Raw genomic sequence first — 16,965 nt, forward strand, 5'->3', positions numbered from 1 at the left:
GGGGATCACGGCCGGGCCACGTACGAGCCCGGGGATCTGATGACCCACCAGTCCGAACCCACCCTGCCCGGCGTCCTCGCCATCGACGCGGGCAACTCCAAGACCGACGTCGCCCTGATCGGCCTCGACGGCACCGTCCTCGGCAGCGCCCGCGGCGGCGGCTTCACCCCCCACAGCGTCGGGGAGGCGGCCGCCGTCGCCGGGCTCGTCCCCCTCGTCGAGCAGGCCGCCGCGGCCGCCGGCCACGCCGGCTGGAGCGGCGTGCTCACCACGCACGTCAGCGCCTGCCTCGCCAACGCCGACCTGCCCGTCCAGGAGGACGGGCTGCGCCGCGCGCTGGAGGCGTACCCGTGGGGCCTGGACAACACCGTCGTCAACGACACCTTCGGTCTGCTGCGCGCCGGCACCGACGGCCCGCGCGGCGTCGCCGTCGTCTGCGGCGCCGGGATCAACTGCGCGGGCCTCCTGCCGGACGGGCGCACCGCCCGCTTCCCCGCCCTCGGCGAGCTGACCGGCGACTGGGGCGGCGGCGGGGGGCTGGCCATCTCCGCCATGTGGAACGCCGTCCGCGCCGAGGACGGCCGCGGTGGCCCCACCACCCTGGCCGCCGCCATCGCCGAGCACTTCGGCCTGCCGACCGCGGGCGCCGTCGCGGAGGCCGTCCACCTCGGGCACCTGCCCGGCACGCGGCTGCACGAGATCGTCCGGCTGCTGTTCGCCGTCGCCCGCCAGGGTGACGCGGTGGCGCTCAAGTTGATCGACCGCCAGGCCGACGAGATCGTCCGCCTCGCCGTCGTCGCGCTCACCCGCCTCGACCTGCTCGACTCCCCCGCCCCGGTGGTGCTCGGCGGCGGGGTGCTCGCCTCCCGGCAGCCGCTGCTGCTCGACAACGTCACCGCCCGCCTCGCCGAGGCCGCTCCGCTGGCCGAACCCCGGGTGGTCGTCGCGCCGCCGGTGCTGGGCGCGGCCCTGCTCGGGCTCGACCACCTGCACGCGGGGGCCGGGGCCCAGGCGCGGGTGCGGGCGGCGTACGAGGTCTCGGCCTGACCTCGCTCCTGTCTTCCCGTCTCCTCCCGGCGTGCGGATCGGGAGGGGACGGGAACCGTGGACGGAGCCTCAGACGTGTACCCCGTTACCGACGTCGGCCGAGAACGGGGAGACTTGTGCCATGGCCGTGCCCCGCACCCTCCTCGCCGCCGCCCTCCTCGGCTGTACCGCCATGGCGGCCCTGACCGCCTGTGACCCCGCCGACTCCGGCCCCACCGTGACCGCCGCCTCCGCCGCCGCGGCCGCGGACGACCAGGGCGAGGACCCGCTGGCCGACGACTTCGGCGACGAGGGCGACCTCGACGCCGTTCCCTCCCTCCCCGGAGTCCCTGCTGCCCCTGCCGCCCCCACGCCGGGCTGCACCGCCCGCGTCCCGCAGCCCGGGCACCAGGTGGTGCTCGTCGTCACCGCCGACTCCTCCGAGCTCACCGCCCGCCCCGCCGACTACTCCTGCGCCCAGACCCGCTACCTGCCCACCGGCCCCGCCGTCCACTACGGCTTCGCCGACAGCGGTGTCACCGCCACCCTCGCCGACCGGCCCCGCCCCGTCCCCCTCGACGAGCTGATCGACCACCTCGGCGACTGCCTCGCCGCCCAGGACCCGGCCACCTGCCACGACAACGCCTACGACGTCGCCCTGGACCCGCACGGCCGGATCTCCCGCATCGGCGAACTCGACCTGCCGTAAAGGCTTCCCGGCATTCCCGGCGGTTCCTGCACGAGTCGCGCATACGGTGTAGAACCTCCCGTCAACTGTTGGCACTCTGCTGCGCTACGCGTGTCGACGGGCCGCGGCCTGCGGGGTTTTGACGTTCGCTACGTTCGGGTGGGTTTTCTTTACGTACGGGCTCGTTGACCCGGTTTCGGCGACTCTGCTTTCCTTCGAGCGGTCGGCGGCGATCGGCGCTCACCACCCCACGGTCCGGAGTCGATGTGCGGTCGACTCCTGCCGGTCGCCGCTGACCTCACCCCTCGTCCCCCACAGTGCCGTCGCCGCCCACCGGTGCGCGCCGGTACGAGAGAGGAACCCTCACGATGGGCATCTCCCCCACCTCCCGGCTGCGCCGGAACCGGAACCGGGTCCTGACCGGGCTGAGCGCGCTCGCGCTGGCCGCGACCGGGTTCGCGGCGGCGCCGGCCGCGCAGGCGGACCAGCCGGTCCGCGAGACGGCCGGGAACAGCCACCCGTACCGGCACGGCGTCCACCCGACCAAGGAGGCGGCCAACAGCGCGGCCGCCCAGCGCACGTCGAACCTGCGCTACGGCGGGGGCGTCGACGGGATCGGCGTCACCACCGGTGCCCCGAAGGTGTACCTGGTCTTCTGGGGCACCCAGTGGGGCAGCCAGGGCACCGACTCCAGCGGCTACACCACCCTGTCCGGCGACCCGAAGGGCGAGGCCGTCCGGACGCAGCAGCTGTTCAAGGGGCTCGGCACCAACGGCGAGACCTGGTCGGGCGTCATGACGCAGTACTGCGAGGGCGTCGCCAAGGGCGCCACCAGCTGCCCGTCCACGGCCGCGCACGTCGGCTACCCGACGGGCGGCGCGCTCGCGGGCGTCTGGGTCGACGAGTCGGCGGCCGCGCCGGGGCAGGCCACCGGCAACCAGCTGGCGGCGGAGGCGGTGAAGGCGGCCGGGCACTTCGGCAACACCACGGCGGCCTCCAACCGCAACGTGCAGTACGTGGTGCTCTCGCCGACCGGCACCCACCCGGACGGCTTCAACACCGCGGGCGGCAACTTCTGCGCCTGGCACGACTGGAACGGCGACACCACGCTGACCGGCGGCGCGGCGCCGAGCCCGTACGGCGACGTGGCGTTCACCAACGACCCGTACGTGCCCGACATGGGCACCTCCTGCGGCCAGAACTACGTCAACAGCGGCGGCGCGGGCACCCTGGACGGCGTGACGATCGTCTACGGGCACGAGTACTCGGAGACGATCACCGACCAGAACCCGGCGGGCGGTTGGACGGACTCGACCGGCTACGAGAACGCCGACAAGTGCGCCTGGAAGGGCACCGGCGGGGCGGGCGGCGCGCAGAACGTGGCCATGGCGACGGGCTCGTTCGCGATGCAGGGCACCTGGTCGAACGCCGTGAGCGGGTGCCAGATCTCGCACGCGATCGTTCCCTGACCGGAAACCGCTGACGGGACGGCGCCGGGGGTGGGTCCTCCCGGCGCCGTTCCGCCGTTGCCGAGGCGCGCGTCCTCAGGGCGTGCCGACGAGCCCGAACTCGTACGCCTGGATGACCAGATGGACGCGGTCGCGGGCGTCGAGCTTGCTGAACAGCCGGGCGACGTGCGCCTTGGCGGTGGCGACGCTGATGGTGAGCTCGGCGGCGATCTCGGTGTTGGACAGGCCCCGGCCGACGAGGGTGAGCACCTCGCGTTCGCGTTCGGTGACGCCGGGGGTGAGCGGCCTGCGCGCCGGGGCCGGCTGCTGCGGGCGGGCGACGAACTCGCCGATGAGCCGGCGGGTGATGGCGGGGGCGATCAGGGCGTCCCCGGCGGCGACGGTGCGGACGCCGTCGAGGATGGTCTCCAGGGCGAGGTCCTTGACCAGGAAGCCGCCGGCTCCGGCCCGCAGGGCGCCGTAGACGTACTCGTCGTCGTCGAAGGTGGTGAGGACGAGGACGTGGGTGGGCAGGCCCGGGTCGGCGGTGATGCGGCGGGTGGCCTCGATGCCGTCCATACCGGGCATCCGGATGTCCATCACGGCGACGTCGGGGCGCAGCTGGGTGACCAGGTCGACGGCCTCGGCGCCGTCGCCGGCCTCGCCGATCACCTCCAGGTCGGGGGTGTCGGCGATCAGGACGCGCAGGCCCGTGCGGATGAGCGGCTGGTCGTCGACCAGGAGGACGCGGATCACAGGGCCGGCTCCTCGGCGGGGTAGGGCAGTCGGGCGGCGACGCGGAAGCCGCCCTCGGGGCGCGGGCCGGCGCTGAACTCGCCGTGCAGCAGGGCGACCCGCTCGCGCATCCCGGCGAGGCCGTAGCCGGTGCCCGGGTCGGCGGACGAGCCCCCGCCGAGGTCGACGATGCTGAGCGCGAGGTCGCGGGGGCCGTACTGGACGGTGACGTGGCAGTCGCGGGTGCCGGAGTGCTTGACCACGTTGGTGACGGCCTCCTGGACGATGCGGTAGGCGGCGAGGTCCACCTCGGGCGGCAGCGGCCGGGCCTCGCCGTCGCGGGTGAGGGCGACCCGGACGCCCGCTCCGGCGGTGCCGGCCACCAGATGGTCCAACTCGGCGAGGCCCGGGGCGACTTCGAGCGGTGCGGCCTCCGCCTCCGCCTGGCGCAGCGCGCCGAGCATCCGACGCAGTCCCGCGAGGGTCTCGCGGCTGGTGGTCTCGATGGCGTCGAGGGCGTTGCGGGTCTCGGCGGGCTGGGTGTCCATGACCCGGCGACCCATGCCGGCCTGGATGGCGATGATGCCGATGCTGTGGGCGACCATGTCGTGCAACTCGCGGGCGATGCGCAGCCGTTCGGCGGTGACGGCCTGCTCGGTGGCGCGGCCGCGCAGGGCCTCGGTGTGGCTGCGGCTCTGGTGGACGGTGTTGCCGACCAGCCAGGCGATGGCGGTGACGGCGCCGTAGCCGAGGTAGACCCACGGGTTGGACCCGTAGCGGGTCACCTGGCCCCACAGGTACAGCGCGGCGAGGGTGCCCATGGGCAGGGCGAGGGCGATCAGCGAGTCGCGCCGGGCGCGGGTGGCCGCGCAGTAGCCGACGACCGTGATCGCGATCAGGAACTGGAGCGGGGCCGCCTCCTGGACCTTCCACATGCCGAGCGTGTAGAGGCCGCCCGCGAGTGCCGCCGCGATGGCGACCAGGGGCAGCCGGACGAGGAAGGTGGCGACCAGGGTGGTGACGACGGCGGTGACCAGCAGCGCCATGTCCTCGGGGTTGCCCTGGTAGTTGAAGAGGTGCTCCAGTTCGCGGTCGCGGGTGAAGCAGCGGAACACCACGAGGGTCGTCCAGAAGGCCGCCACCCACACGCCTGGCGGCAGGCGCCGGAGCAGCGGCGGGCGGGGCTCGATGATCATGACGCGATGGTAGCCGCGGTCGCCGGGAAGTCGCATCGGCCCGGGGGCGTAATCCCGCAGGCCACTGCGGGGGCGATCGGTTGTGTCCCGCCGCCCGATGCCGGGTGGCGGGCGCGGGCGGCACCGTTGTCCCCATGATCGAGATCGAGCGACTGACCAAGAGGTACGGCGCCACCACGGCCGTCGACCAGCTGAGCTTCACCGTCCGGCCCGGGGCCGTCACCGGCTTCCTCGGCCCCAACGGCGCGGGCAAGTCCACCACGCTGCGGATGGTCCTGGGCCTCAACACCCCCACCTCGGGCACCGTCACCGTGGACGGGGTGCCCTTCGCGGGCCGGCCGCGCGGGCTGCGGCACGTGGGCGCCCTGCTGGACGCCTCCGACGTGCACGGCGGGCGCACCGCCCGGGCGCACCTGTCGGCGCTGGCGCGCGGCAACCGCATCCCGCTCGGGCGGGTGGAGGAGGTGCTGATGGAGGTGGGCCTGGCCAAGGCGGCCGGGCGGCGCATCGGCGGGTACTCGCTGGGCATGAAGCAGCGGCTCGGCATCGCGGGCGCGCTGCTCGGCGATCCGCCGGTGCTGCTGTTCGACGAGCCGCTCAACGGGCTGGACCCGGAGGGGGTGCTGTGGGTGCGCGGGCTGTTCCGGCGGCTCGCCGGGGAGGGGCGGACGGTGTTCGTCTCCAGCCACATGATGGCGGAGATGGAGCACACGGCCGACCACCTGGTGGTGATCGGGCGGGGGCGGCTGATCGCGGACCAGAGCCTGGCGGAGTTCTCGGCGCGCAACGCGGTGACGGGGGTGGCGGTCCGTACGCCGGAACTGGCCTCGCTGGAGGCGGTGTTGACGGCGGAGGGCGCGGAACTGCGGCGCACCGAGCCGGAGTCCGGGATCGTCACCGGATTGCCGGCCGCGCGGATCGGCGAACTCGCCCTGCGGCACGGTCTGGTGCTGCACGAGCTGAGCACCCGGACGTCCTCCCTGGAGTCGGCGTTCATGTCCCTGACCGCCGACAGTGTCGAGTACCTGGCTGGAGAGGCCCGATGAGCACCATGAGTCTTGCTGCGGAGCCGAGGCCCCGGTTCGTCGATCTGCTCGCCGCCGAGTGGATCAAGCTGCGTTCGCTGCGGTCGACGTACTGGGTGCTGGCCCTCGCCTGCCTGGTGGCGATCGGTATCAACCTCAACGCGGTGCACAGCGACCTGACGTACATCGACAACCCGCCGCCGCCGATTCCCGGCTTCCCCAAGTACCACTACGACCCGCTCCACCACGGCCTCAGCAGCATCGCGGGCGACCTGATGGCCATCGCGGCGGGCTCGCTGGGCGCGATCACCGTGTTCGGCGAGTACACCACCGGCCTGATCCGCACCACCTTCGCCGCCGTCCCCGACCGGCGGGGCGTGATCGGCGCGAAGGTGCTGCTGATCGGCGTGATCACCGGGATCGCCGGGCTGGTGGTGTCCTTCGCGTCCTTCCTCGCCACCAACGCGATGCTGTCCTCGCGGCACGTCGGGCTCTCCCTCGGCGACGACGGGTGCCTGCGGGCCGTCCTCGGGTACGCGGCGATCGTGCCCACCTGCGCGCTGATCGGGATGGCGCTGGGCGCGCTGCTGCGGCACGCCACCGCCTCGATCGTGTCGCTGGTGCTGATGCTGTTCATCCTGCCGCTGATGTTCGGCGGGGACCGCTACCCGTGGCTCAAGCGGATCGGCGACCACCTGCCCTCGCACACGGTGGCGCGGCTGACCCTCAACCCGCACTCCTCCACCACGATGGGGTTGAACCCGCCGAGCGTGCTGGATGCCTGGATCACCATGGGCGTGTGGGCGGTGGTCGCGACGGCGGTGGCGGTGGTCGTGGTGCGGCGCCGGGACGTGTGAGGCGCCGGGACGTGTGAGGTGGGGGGCCGCGCTTGCCCGGCGGGCCGGGGTCGGGTTAGACACATAGGGATGTGTCGCCTCCGGTTCCGATGGTTCGGACGTTCCGGATGATCCGGACGTGCCGGGCGCGGCTCCAGCGAAAGGCCCTCCCATGTCCCTGGTCAACTTCCGAGACGCCGCCGTCCTCAGCGACCCGGAGGGCCTGCGCATACGCCCCGGCGTGCTGTACCGCTCCGCCCAGCCCTTCCCCGCCGCCGACGAGGCCGTCGTCGCCCAGCTGCGCGGCTGCGACATCCGGACGGTCGTCGACCTGCGCAACGTCCACGAGGCCCACCCCGACGACTGGGCCGCCGCCCGCGCCGCCGGGATCACGGTCGTCGAGGCGCCCGTCGACCCGGCCACCGAGGGCCTCGCCGAGCGGCTGCGCACCATGGCCACGGCGGCCGACCTCGGCGAGTACTACGTGCAGCTGGCCGTCTCCGCCCCGCAGGCCGTCCGGGTCGCCGTCGAGGCGGCGTCCCGCCCGGGCGCCGTCCTGCTGCACTGCGCGGCGGGCAAGGACCGGACGGGCCTGGTCACCGCCCTGCTGCTGGACCTGCTCGGCGTGCCCGCGGAGCGCATCGTCGCCGACTACGCCCGCACCGCCGACGCCCTGCCGCAGATCTTCGCGGGCCTCGCTGCCCGCCACCGCACCGCCCTCAACGACCGCAGCCTCACCGTGCCCGCCCCGCTGCTGGAGGCCCCCGCCCAGGCCATGGCCGTCTTCCTCGACGGCGTCCACGCCCACCACGGCGGGGCCGCCGCCTTCCTCCCCACCTGCGGAGTCCCCGCCGCGACCCTCACCACCTTCCGTGCCAAGGCCACCCCGGTGGCGGCCGGGTGACCGGCTGGTAGGGTTCGGGGCTCGTTTGTCCGCCGGGAGACGAGCCGGGAGACGAGAACGGGGGCGGCGCACGGTGGCCGAGGGGATCGAGCACGACATACCGGCCGAGCTGACGGAGGCGTACCTGCTCCTGCTCGCCGACGCCTCCCGCACCGGCCGGCTGCTGCGGCGGGAGGAGCTGGAGGGCCTACGCAAGCTGGGCGAGCACTGCGCCGAGGCCGGGTACGGCCTGCGCGCGGTGGTGGCGCACTGCCTGGCGGCGGCCCGGCGCGCCTGGCAGACCCTGCCCGGCGCGAGCACCGTCGCCGAGCTGCGCCGCACCGGCGACTCCGTCCTGGCCGCCACCGAGGCCGCGCTGGCCGCGCTGGGCGAGGGCCACGAGCGGGCGCAGCGCCTGGCGGTGCGCCAGGAGGAGGCGGCCAGGCGGGAGTTCATCGAGGACCTGCTGTACGGGCGCGGCGACCTGGGCCTGCTGGCCGAGCGCGCGGAGCGCTTCGGCCTGCGGCTGGCGAGCGCCTACACGGTGGCGGTGGCGGTGGGCGAGGAGCCGTTCGAGGACGTGCACCCGCTGGTCAGCCGGGTGGAGCGGGAGCTGGCCGGCCGGTTCGGCGAGCGGGACGTGCTGCTGGCGAGCAAGCAGGGCCGGCTGGTGTGCATCGCCCCCGACTCGGAGCGGGCGGTGCTGGACGCCTTCGCGGACCTGACACTGCGCCCGGGCCCGGGCTACCTCCCGGTGCTGCGGGTGGCGACGGGGCGGCGGCACTCGGGGGCGAGCGGGGTGCTGCGCAGCTACGAGGAGGCGCTGGACGCGCTGGACTACGCGCGGCGCCTGGACCTGCCGGCCCGCAACCTCAAGGCGGAGGAGCTGCTGGTCTTCCCGGTGCTGATGCGCGACCGGGCGGCGATGGCGGACCTGGTGGGCAGCGTCCTGGGCCCGCTGACGGAGGCGCGCGGCGGGGCCCGTCCGCTGCTGGACACGATCGTGGTGCACGCGGAGTCGGCGTACGTCAACGCGGAGGCGTCCCGGCGGCTGGGGCTGAGCGTGCGCACGCTCAGTTACCGGCTGGAGCGCATCAAGGCGCTGACGGGGTACGACCCGGCGGACGCGCTGCAACGCTTCACCCTGGAGACGGCGGCGATGGGCGCGCGACTGCTGAACTGGCCCGAGCAGCCCCTGTAGCCCCACCGCCCGAAACCCCCGCAGCCGTCCCGTCGACCGGCTGTTGCCGAACTGTGGCAGTGTCACCGGGCGCGCACGTACCAGGGTGTCAAAGGGCCGTAAAGATTGCCGGAACCTGGCAATGTGCGGACACCGCCTCCGCTGTCACGATCTCCGTGGCGCCGAGGTGCGGCGACGCGGACGGGGAGGCGGGGGGAGCGTGGCCGGGATGGGGGGATTCGTCGCGGCCGCGCTTGCCTTCCCGACCGCGCTGTTCAGCTTCGCGCTGGTGGTGGTCGTCGGCTACTGGCTGGTGATGCTGCTCGGCGGACTCGGGTTCGACGCCCTGCACGGGGGGCACGGCGTCGGACACCATCCGGGTCACGTCGGGCACGGCGGGAACGCCGGGAATGTGGGTCACGCCGGTCATGCCGGCCATGGTGCCGGGGGGCACCACGGCACGGCGGACGCGGCCCACGGGGGGTCCGGCTCCCACCACCACGGGGGCGTGCTGGACCGGCTGGGCCTGGGCGGGGTTCCCGTGACGGTGGCGGTGTCGCTGCTGGTCGCGGTCGCCTGGTTCGTGAGCCTGGCCGGGACGGTCCTCACCTCGGGGGCGCCGGCGCGCGGCGGGGTGTTCGCCGTCGCGCTGGTGGCCGCCTGGCTCGGCACCCGGGCGGTCGTGCGGCCGCTGTCGCGGCTCTTCCCCGAGGACCGGCCCGCCACCCGGGGGGACTTCGTCGGCCGGGTCTGCGTGATCCGCACCGGCCGGGTGACTGCCGGCTTCGGGCAGGCGGAGGTCACCGCCGAGGACGGCTCCACCGCCACCGTCCAGGTCCGTACGACCGAGGAGGCCCCCGGGCTGACGGTCGGGCGCACGGCCCTCATCTTCGACTACGACGCTGAGCGCGAACTCTTCCTGGTCGCGCCCTTCGACCCTTCACCACCGGGCATCTGACGTCTCGTCAGCATCTCTCACCTCTCGCACCACCTCGTCAAGAAGGACTCCGTGATGGACACCATCGCCGTGGGTTTCGGCGTGCTCGTCGCCGTCGTGCTGCTCATCCTGCTCGCCGTCCTGCTCTTCGTCGGCCGTCTGTTCCAGAAGGTCGAGCAGGGCAAGGCGCTGATCATCTCCCGGACGAAGAAGGTGGATGTCACCTTCACCGGGGCGATCGTGCTGCCGGTCGTCCACAAGGCCGAGCTGATGGACATCACGGCGAAGACGGTGGAGATCCACCGGGCCGGCCGGGACGGGCTGATCTGCCGGGACAACATCCGGGCGGACATCCGGATCTCCTTCTTCGTCCGCGTCAACAAGACCGTCGAGGACGTCATCAAGGTGGCGCAGTCGATCGGCACCGTCCGGGCCAGTGACCCGCAGGCGATCCAGGACTTCTTCGCCGCGAAGTTCGCCGAGGCGCTCAAGACCGTCGGCAAGCAGCTGGACTTCACCGACCTCTACACCCACCGGCACGAGTTCCGCGACCAGATCATCGAGATCATCGGCACCGACCTCAACGGCTACACCCTCGAGGACGCGGCGATCGACCACCTCGAGCAGACGCCGATGAGCCAGCTGGACTCCGACAACATCCTCGACGCCCAGGGCATCCGCAAGATCACCGAGCTGACGGCGATCGAGCACGTGCGCACCAACGAGTTCCAGCGCACCGAGGAGAAGGAGATCACCCGGCAGAACGTCGACGCCCGGGAGACGGTCCTGGAGCTGCAGCGCCGCCAGGCCGACGCCGAGATCCGCCAGCGCCGCGAGATCGAGACGCTGCGGGCCAAGGAGGACGCGGTGATCTCCCGGGTGCAGGAGGAGGAGCGGCTCAACGCCCAGACCGCGTTCCTGCGCACCGAGGAACTGCTCGGGGTGCAGCGGGAGAACCAGGCCCGCGAGGTCGCGGTGGCGCAGAAGAACCGCGAGCGGGTGATCGCCGTGGAGAACGAGCGGATCGAGAAGGACCGCCAACTGGAGGTCGTCGGCCGGGAGCGGGAGACCGAACTCGCCGCCATCGCCAAGGAGAAGGAGGTCGAGTCCCGCCGGCGCGAGGTGGCCGACGTGGTGCGCGAGCGCATCGCGGTGGACCGCACCGTCGCCGAGCAGGAGGAGGCCGTCAAGACACTGCGCGCCGTCGAGGAGGCCGAGCGGGTGCGCAAGTCCGTCGTCATCCAGGCCGAGGCGGAGGCGCAGGAGCGGCTCGTCAAGGACATCAAGGCCGCCGAGGCCGCCGAGCAGGCCTCCGCGCACAAGGCCCGCGAGGCGCTGGTGCTGGCCGAGGCCCGGCAGAAGGCGGCCGAGCTGGACGCCTCCGCCAAGGTCCGCCTCGCCGAGGGCATCCGGGCGGAGGCGGCCGCCGAGGGGCTGGCCCGGGTCCAGGTGCGGGAGCAGGAGGCGGCGGCCGTGGAGAAGATCGGCCGCGCCGAGGCCGTCGTGCAGACGGAGAAGGCGAAGGCCGCCGCGCTGGAGGTCGGCGCCAAGCTGAAGGCGGAGGCCGAGGGCCTCACCGAGAAGGCCGCGGCGATGGCCAAGCTGGACGAGGCCTCGCGGGGGCACGAGGAGTACCGGCTGCGCCTGGCCGCCGAGAAGGACATCCGCCTCGCGGGCCTGGACGCCCAGCGGCAGATCGCCGAGGCGCAGGCCGCCCTGGTCGCGGCCGGGCTGGAGAAGGCGAAGATCGACATCGTCGGCGGGGACTCGGTGTTCTTCGACCGCCTGGTGCAGTCCGTCTCGGCGGCCAAGAGCGTGGACGCCTTCGTCGAGCGCTCGCAGACCGCCCAGATGCTGGCCGGGCCCTGGCTGGACGGACGGGCCAGCTTCACCGAGGACCTCACCCGGGTGCTGTCCTCCGTCTCCACCGCCGACGTGCAGAACCTCACCGTCTCCGCGCTGCTGATGAAGCTGATCGGCGGCGGGGGCGAGCAGGCCGGGCAGCTGCGCCAACTGCTGGACTCGGCCAAGAAGCTGGGCATCGCGGAGACGCCGATCGGGGCCCTGGCGGCCGCCAACGGCTCCAAGTGACCCACCGATCCCGCTAGTTGAGGAACATGACCGTGGAAGCCCCCGCCTCAGCCCCCGCCTCAGCCCCCGCCGCCCGGACAGACGCCCGGCTCGACGCCGGCACCTACGAGGTCCTGCGCGGCCGGCTCGCCCGGGCCGCCGCCGAACTCTCCGACCGCGCGCAGGCGTTGAACGCCCGCAGGGTCGAGGAGTTCGGCGGCGGGGAGCTGCGGCTCACCGGCACCGGGCGGCTCACCACCACCCGGGCCTGCCTGCCGCAGGACCTGAGTGCCGTCGGCGGGCTGCTGCTGCTCGGCACCCGGCCGGTCGAACTCACCGACAGGGCGGAGGACTTCGCCGAGGTCCTCACCGTCCACCACCCCGACCTCTCCCCCGCCCCCGCCGAGGGCACCCTCCTCGACGACCCCCGGCTGCGCCAGGACCTCGACGACCTGCGCCGCTACTTCCGCGACGCCCGCCTGGAGCGGCTGCGCCCGACGCCCGGGCGGCTGCTCGCGGTCTTCCGCACCGGCCCGGCCGCCGCCGACGTCCGGGTGCTGCGCTGGCTGGACTCCGGCGAGGGGCAGCCGACCTACCACGACGGCCGGGGCGAGCGCGACCACACCCCGGCCGAGGGCCAGCAGCTCGCCTGGACGCCGCTCACCCGCGACGACCAGCTGCCCGCCGCCCCCGGCAGCGCGCCCCGCGCCGACCTCGCCGGGCAGCTCCACGTCTCCGTCGACGGCGGCCGGCTGCGCCTGTTCGCCCCGGACGGCCGCGAGCTGCACCGCGAACCGCTCGCCGAGGCCCTCCAGACCCTCGCCGACGCGCAGATCGCCCACGCCCGCCTCGCCACCTTGCTGCTGGTGCGGGTGCGCCCGTACCAGGAGGAGACCGTCCGCCACCTGGTCGTCCACCTGCCCACCGGCGCCGTCACCCGCATCGACGCCCTCGGCCAGGCGTGCCTGCGGCTGCCCGCCGACCAGGGCGTGGCCTTCCCCGGCGGCTGCCACCTCGCCGACGGCACCGTGCGCACCTTCGACCAGCCCGTGGAAGGCCTCGCGTACGAGCGCACCGTCGTCTCGCCCAACGGCGAGGACGTGCTGTACGAGTTCCGCTCCCCCGCCGACGGCCGCGCCCTGCTCCAGCCGTACAACTCGGTGCGCCAGGAGGCCGCCGCCCCGCTCGCCTGCCAGGGCTACGCCCTGCTCGAGGACGGCACCCTGATCGCCCTGCGCCCCGCCGAGGACGGGCCCAGCCGGCTGCACCCCGTCCAGATCTGGACGACCCCGTTCACCAGCGAGCGCTACGCCGCCGAACAGCCGCCCGGCACCGGCGAGTTGGCGAGGATCGGCAACGCCGACCTGGTCCGGGGCCTGGCCGACTGCCTCGCCCTCGCCCGCCTCGCCGCCGCCGGAGCCGACACCCCGGCCGGCCACCAGGCCGTCCTCGCCGCCTGCACCCGCACCGCCGACCGGCACCACTGGCTCGGGCAGCCCGGGCTCGGCGACCTCGCCGCGCCGCTGGCCGAGATCCGCGACACCGCCCGGCGGGTCGTCGCCGAGTACGAGGCCATCGCCCAGCTCACCGCGCACGCAGCCGCTCGCGTGGCGGAGACCGCCGAGCACGTCGAGGGCCTGCTGCGCACCGCGCGCGGCGAGACCCTCGCCGACGCCGCCGAGTGGGTGGACCGGCTCACCGGGCTGCGCCGCGCCCAGGGCCGGGTGGAGGCGCTGCGCGAACTGCCGCGCGTGGACGCCGAACGGGTGGAGGCGCTCGCCGAGGAGCTGGTGACCGGGCTCGCCGAGGCCGCCGCCCGCGCCGTGGGCCAGCTCGCCGAGCCGGGCGCCTTCGAGCCGCACCGGGAGCGCGCCACCGAGCTCGCCTCGCGCTGCGCGGACATCGCCACCGCCGCCGAGGCCGACCCGTTGTTCGAGCGGATCGGCGGGCAGAGCGAAGCCCTGCAGACCGTCTCCGAACTCGTCGGCACCCTCGACCTCGCCGACGCCACCACCCGCACCGCCATCCTCGACCGGCTCGCCGACGTCCTGGGCCTGCTCAACCGGGCCCGGGCCACCCTGACCGTACGCCGCCGCGAGCTGCGCACCCGGGAGGCCGCCGACGAGTTCGCCGCCGAGACCGCCCTGCTCGCCCAGGCCGTCACCGCCGCCCTCGCCGCCGCCGACACCCCCGAGAACTGCGACGACCAGCTCGGCCGGCTCCTGCTGCGCGTCGAGCAGCTGGAGACCCGCTTCGCCGACGCCGACCCGGCGCTGACCGAGCAGCTCACCGAGCGGCGCACCGAGATCCACGACGCGCTCACCGCCCGCCGCCAGCACCTCCTGGAGGAGCGCGCCCGCCGCGCCGACCGGCTCGCCGCCTCCGCCACCCGCATCCTCGACACCCTGCACCGCCGCCTGACCGCCGTCGGCAGCGCCGAGGAGATCGACGCGGCCTTCGCCGCCGACCCGACGGCCGTCAAACTCCGTGAACTCGCCGGGCAGTTGGCCGAGCTCGGCGACCGCGTCCGGGCCGAGGAGCTGACCGGACGACTGCGCGCCGCCCGCAGCCGCGCCCACCGCGCACTGCGCGACCGCGCCGAACTCGCCGGGGACGGCCCCGGCACCCTGCGGCTGGGCCGGCACCTGTTCGCCGTCACCACCCAGCGGCCCGAACTCACCCTGCTGCCCTGGAAGGGCCGCCCGGCCTTCACCCTCACCGGCACCGACTACCGCTCGCCCGTCACCGACCCGGCCTTCGCGGCCACCGAGCGGTACTGGTCGCGGCCCCTGCCCTCCGAGACCCCGGCCCTCTACCGCGCCGAGTACCTCGCCGCCGCCCTGCTGCTGGCCGCCGAACCGGGATCGCTCGCGCCGGAGGCCGACCTGCCGGGCCTGCCGGGCCTACCGGGCCTGCCGGATCTGCCGGGCCTGCCGGACCTGCTGGAGCACGTCCGCCTGGCCGCCGAACGGCGACCCGACGAGGGCTACCAGCGCGGCGTCCACGACCACGACGCGGCGCTGCTGCTGCGCGCCCTGCTCGAACTCGACGCCGGGGCGGGCCTGTTGCGCCACCCGGCGCCCGCCCGGGCGGCGGCCCAGCTGTACTGGGCGTACGGCGCCGACGAGCGCCGACGGCTGGTCTGGCACACCCGGGCACGCTCGCTGAGCCTCGCCCGGGAGGCGTTCGGGGCCGCGTCACCGGCGCTCGCGGCGCTGGCGGCGGAGCTGGAGGCGGCGATCGAGGCGTTCACGCCCGGATCTGCGGGGTCCGGCGCCTATCTGGCGGCCGAACTCGCCTCCCCCGTACCGTCGTTCGCGTACTCGGCAGGAGCCTCGGCGCTGCTGGAGAAGTTCCGCGCCGACCCCGCGTCGGCCGGGCTGACGGAGGCGCTGGCCGCCCTGCCCGAGGAGCCCGGGCTGCTTCCCGTACGGCGCCAACTCGCCGACGCCTGGCTGGAGTCGGCCGCCGCCGACGCCGATCCGGGCGACCGCGCCGAGGCCGCCGCCGCCCTGCTCTGCCCGTCGCTGCCGCGCCGCGCCGCCGAGGGCGCCGTCGGCGTCCGGGTGGGCGGGCTGCTCGGCGACCATCCGCGCGTCCGTGGCGGGGTCCTGGACCTGCGACTGGACGAACTGCTCGCCCGGGTACGGGAGTTCGAGGCCGTGGAGATGCCCGGCTACCGGGCCTACCAGCGGCTGCGCACCGACCTGCTCGCCGCCGAACACGACCGGCTGCGCCTGGACACCTACCGGCCCGCGCCGCTCAACGGCTTCGTCCGCAACCGGCTGATCGACCAGGTGTACCTGCCGCTCGTCGGCGACAACCTCGCCAAGCAGCTCGGCACGGCGGAGGCCGGCGGGGCGCAGACGGGCGGGCCCGTGGACCGCAGCGGACTGCTGCTGCTCGTCTCCCCGCCCGGCTACGGCAAGACCACCCTCGTCGAGTACCTCGCCGAGCGCCTGGGCCTGCTGCTCGTCTCCGTCAGCGGCCCGGCCCTGGGCCACCGGGTCACCTCCCTCGACCCGGGCGAGGCCCCCGACGCCACCTCCCGGCGCGAGGTCGAGAAGCTCAACTTCGCCCTCCACGCGGGCGACAACGTCCTCCTCTACCTCGACGACGTCCAGCACACCTCGCCCGAGTTCCTCCAGCGCTTCATCCCGCTGTGCGACGCCCAGCGCCGCGTCGACGGCGTCTGGGACGGCGAGGCCCGCGAGTGGGACCTGCGCGGCAAGCGCTTCGCCGTCGTCATGGCCGCCAACCCGTACACCGAGTCCGGGCGGCTGTTCCGGCTGCCCGACATGCTCGCCAACCGCGCCGACGTGTGGAACCTGGGCGACGCCGTCGCCGGGCGCGAGGACCTGTTCGCGCTCAGCTTCGTCGAGAACGCCCTGCCCGCCAGCCCGCACCTCGCCCCGCTGGCCAACGCCTCCCGGGAGGACCTGGACACCCTGATCGCCCGGGCCTCCGGCACCCCCGGCGGACAGCTCACGGCCGCCTGGCCGGGCGCCGAGGTCGAGCGGATGACGGCCGTCCTGGCGGGCCTGCTCCACCTGCGCGGCACCGTCCTCGCCGTCAACCGCGCCTACCTCGCCTCCGCCGCCCAGGACGACCGCGCCCGCACCGAGCCGCCGTTCCTGCTCCAGGGCTCCTACCGCAACATGGCCAAGCTCGCCCAGCGCCTCGACCCGGCCCTCACCCGGCCCGAGCTCGACGCCCTGCTCACCGACCACTACCGCGCCGAGGCCCAGCCGCTGGGCGCCGACGCGGAGGCGCAGCTGCTGAAGCTGGCGGAGCTGCGGGGCGCGCTGACGCCGGAGCAGGGCCGGCGGTGGGAGGAGCTGAAGGCTTCCTGGAAGAGGTGAGGGGGTGTAGCCAGGTACACCCCCATTCGTGAAGCGACGTCCATTGAGCCGGACCCTCCGCTCCTGCTGAAATATGATC

The 16,965-nt window shown here is 74.5% G+C and carries 12 protein-coding genes; 10 read left to right on the top strand and 2 right to left on the bottom strand.

All coding sequences use genetic code 11. The features are described 5' to 3' along the window. The first annotated feature begins 39 nt into the window (after nt 1-39). The 3 genes from ACIBCA_RS30430 to ACIBCA_RS30440 all read left to right on the top strand — a co-directional run bounded on the left by ACIBCA_RS30430 (nt 40) and on the right by ACIBCA_RS30440 (nt 3,183). Nucleotides 40-1,047: an N-acetylglucosamine kinase gene (locus ACIBCA_RS30430; protein ID WP_396286243.1), complete on the top strand. Its 1,008-nt coding sequence runs from the start codon at nt 40-42 to the stop codon at nt 1,045-1,047. Nucleotides 1,048-1,168: 121 nt separating this feature from the next. After that, on the top strand, nt 1,169-1,735 hold the full coding sequence (locus tag ACIBCA_RS30435; RefSeq protein ID WP_396286244.1) for a hypothetical protein: 567 nt from the start codon (nt 1,169-1,171) through the stop codon (nt 1,733-1,735). 347 nt (nt 1,736-2,082) lie between these two features. Next, on the top strand, nt 2,083-3,183 hold the full coding sequence (locus ACIBCA_RS30440) for a hypothetical protein (protein WP_396286245.1): 1,101 nt from the start codon (nt 2,083-2,085) through the stop codon (nt 3,181-3,183). A 75-nt stretch (nt 3,184-3,258) separates the two neighbouring features. Here ACIBCA_RS30440 and ACIBCA_RS30445 read toward each other — a convergent pair whose 3' ends face one another. Together ACIBCA_RS30445 and ACIBCA_RS30450 are read right to left on the bottom strand one after the other, a co-directional pair. Continuing rightward, complete coding sequence (locus ACIBCA_RS30445; protein ID WP_396286246.1) at nt 3,259-3,918, bottom strand: response regulator; 660 nt, start codon at nt 3,916-3,918, stop codon at nt 3,259-3,261. Next, nucleotides 3,915-5,093 (bottom strand): sensor histidine kinase, encoded by a 1,179-nt coding sequence (locus ACIBCA_RS30450; RefSeq protein WP_396286247.1) that lies wholly within the window; start codon nt 5,091-5,093, stop codon nt 3,915-3,917. The genes ACIBCA_RS30445 and ACIBCA_RS30450 overlap by 4 nt, the downstream gene beginning before the upstream one ends. 134 nt (nt 5,094-5,227) lie before the next feature. On the opposite strand from ACIBCA_RS30450, the gene ACIBCA_RS30455 reads away from it, so the two are divergent. From ACIBCA_RS30455 to ACIBCA_RS30485, 7 genes are all read left to right on the top strand, one after another. Then, complete coding sequence (locus tag ACIBCA_RS30455; RefSeq protein ID WP_396286248.1) at nt 5,228-6,139, top strand: ABC transporter ATP-binding protein; 912 nt, start codon at nt 5,228-5,230, stop codon at nt 6,137-6,139. Next, nucleotides 6,136-6,975, top strand: a complete 840-nt coding sequence (locus ACIBCA_RS30460; protein ID WP_396286249.1) for an ABC transporter permease — start codon at nt 6,136-6,138, stop codon at nt 6,973-6,975. The genes ACIBCA_RS30455 and ACIBCA_RS30460 overlap by 4 nt, the downstream gene beginning before the upstream one ends. Nucleotides 6,976-7,126: 151 nt before the next feature. Then, the gene (locus tag ACIBCA_RS30465; protein WP_396286250.1) at nt 7,127-7,858 is read left to right on the top strand and encodes a tyrosine-protein phosphatase; all 732 of its coding nucleotides are present in this window, start codon (nt 7,127-7,129) and stop codon (nt 7,856-7,858) included. Nucleotides 7,859-7,931: 73 nt separating this feature from the next. After that, entirely contained in the window at nt 7,932-9,038 is a 1,107-nt protein-coding gene (locus ACIBCA_RS30470) for a PucR family transcriptional regulator (protein ID WP_396286251.1), read from the top strand. Between the two features lie 208 nt (nt 9,039-9,246). Then, the gene (locus ACIBCA_RS30475; RefSeq protein WP_396286252.1) at nt 9,247-9,975 is read left to right on the top strand and encodes a hypothetical protein; all 729 of its coding nucleotides are present in this window, start codon (nt 9,247-9,249) and stop codon (nt 9,973-9,975) included. Between the two features lie 54 nt (nt 9,976-10,029). After that, the gene (locus tag ACIBCA_RS30480) at nt 10,030-12,045 is read left to right on the top strand and encodes a flotillin family protein (RefSeq protein ID WP_396286253.1); all 2,016 of its coding nucleotides are present in this window, start codon (nt 10,030-10,032) and stop codon (nt 12,043-12,045) included. Nucleotides 12,046-12,071: 26 nt separating this feature from the next. After that, on the top strand, nt 12,072-16,886 hold the full coding sequence (locus ACIBCA_RS30485) for a DNA repair ATPase (RefSeq protein WP_396286254.1): 4,815 nt from the start codon (nt 12,072-12,074) through the stop codon (nt 16,884-16,886). Nucleotides 16,887-16,965 lie beyond the last annotated feature (79 nt).

Source organism: Kitasatospora sp. NPDC051170, from assembly GCF_044455705.1.
In the GTDB taxonomy this organism is placed as follows: Bacteria; Actinomycetota; Actinomycetes; order Streptomycetales; family Streptomycetaceae; genus Kitasatospora.

Coding starts and splice junctions, on each gene's coding strand:
- ACIBCA_RS30435 (WP_396286244.1), top strand. CDS start 1,169: ATGGCCGTGCCCCGCACCCTCCTCGCCGCCGCCCTCCTCGGCTGTACC.
- ACIBCA_RS30455 (WP_396286248.1), top strand. CDS start 5,228: ATGATCGAGATCGAGCGACTGACCAAGAGGTACGGCGCCACCACGGCC.
- ACIBCA_RS30485 (WP_396286254.1), top strand. CDS start 12,072: ATGACCGTGGAAGCCCCCGCCTCAGCCCCCGCCTCAGCCCCCGCCGCC.
- ACIBCA_RS30460 (WP_396286249.1), top strand. CDS start 6,136: ATGAGCACCATGAGTCTTGCTGCGGAGCCGAGGCCCCGGTTCGTCGAT.
- ACIBCA_RS30430 (WP_396286243.1), top strand. CDS start 40: ATGACCCACCAGTCCGAACCCACCCTGCCCGGCGTCCTCGCCATCGAC.
- ACIBCA_RS30450 (WP_396286247.1), bottom strand. CDS start 5,093: ATGATCATCGAGCCCCGCCCGCCGCTGCTCCGGCGCCTGCCGCCAGGC.
- ACIBCA_RS30480 (WP_396286253.1), top strand. CDS start 10,030: ATGGACACCATCGCCGTGGGTTTCGGCGTGCTCGTCGCCGTCGTGCTG.
- ACIBCA_RS30465 (WP_396286250.1), top strand. CDS start 7,127: ATGTCCCTGGTCAACTTCCGAGACGCCGCCGTCCTCAGCGACCCGGAG.
- ACIBCA_RS30440 (WP_396286245.1), top strand. CDS start 2,083: ATGGGCATCTCCCCCACCTCCCGGCTGCGCCGGAACCGGAACCGGGTC.
- ACIBCA_RS30475 (WP_396286252.1), top strand. CDS start 9,247: ATGGGGGGATTCGTCGCGGCCGCGCTTGCCTTCCCGACCGCGCTGTTC.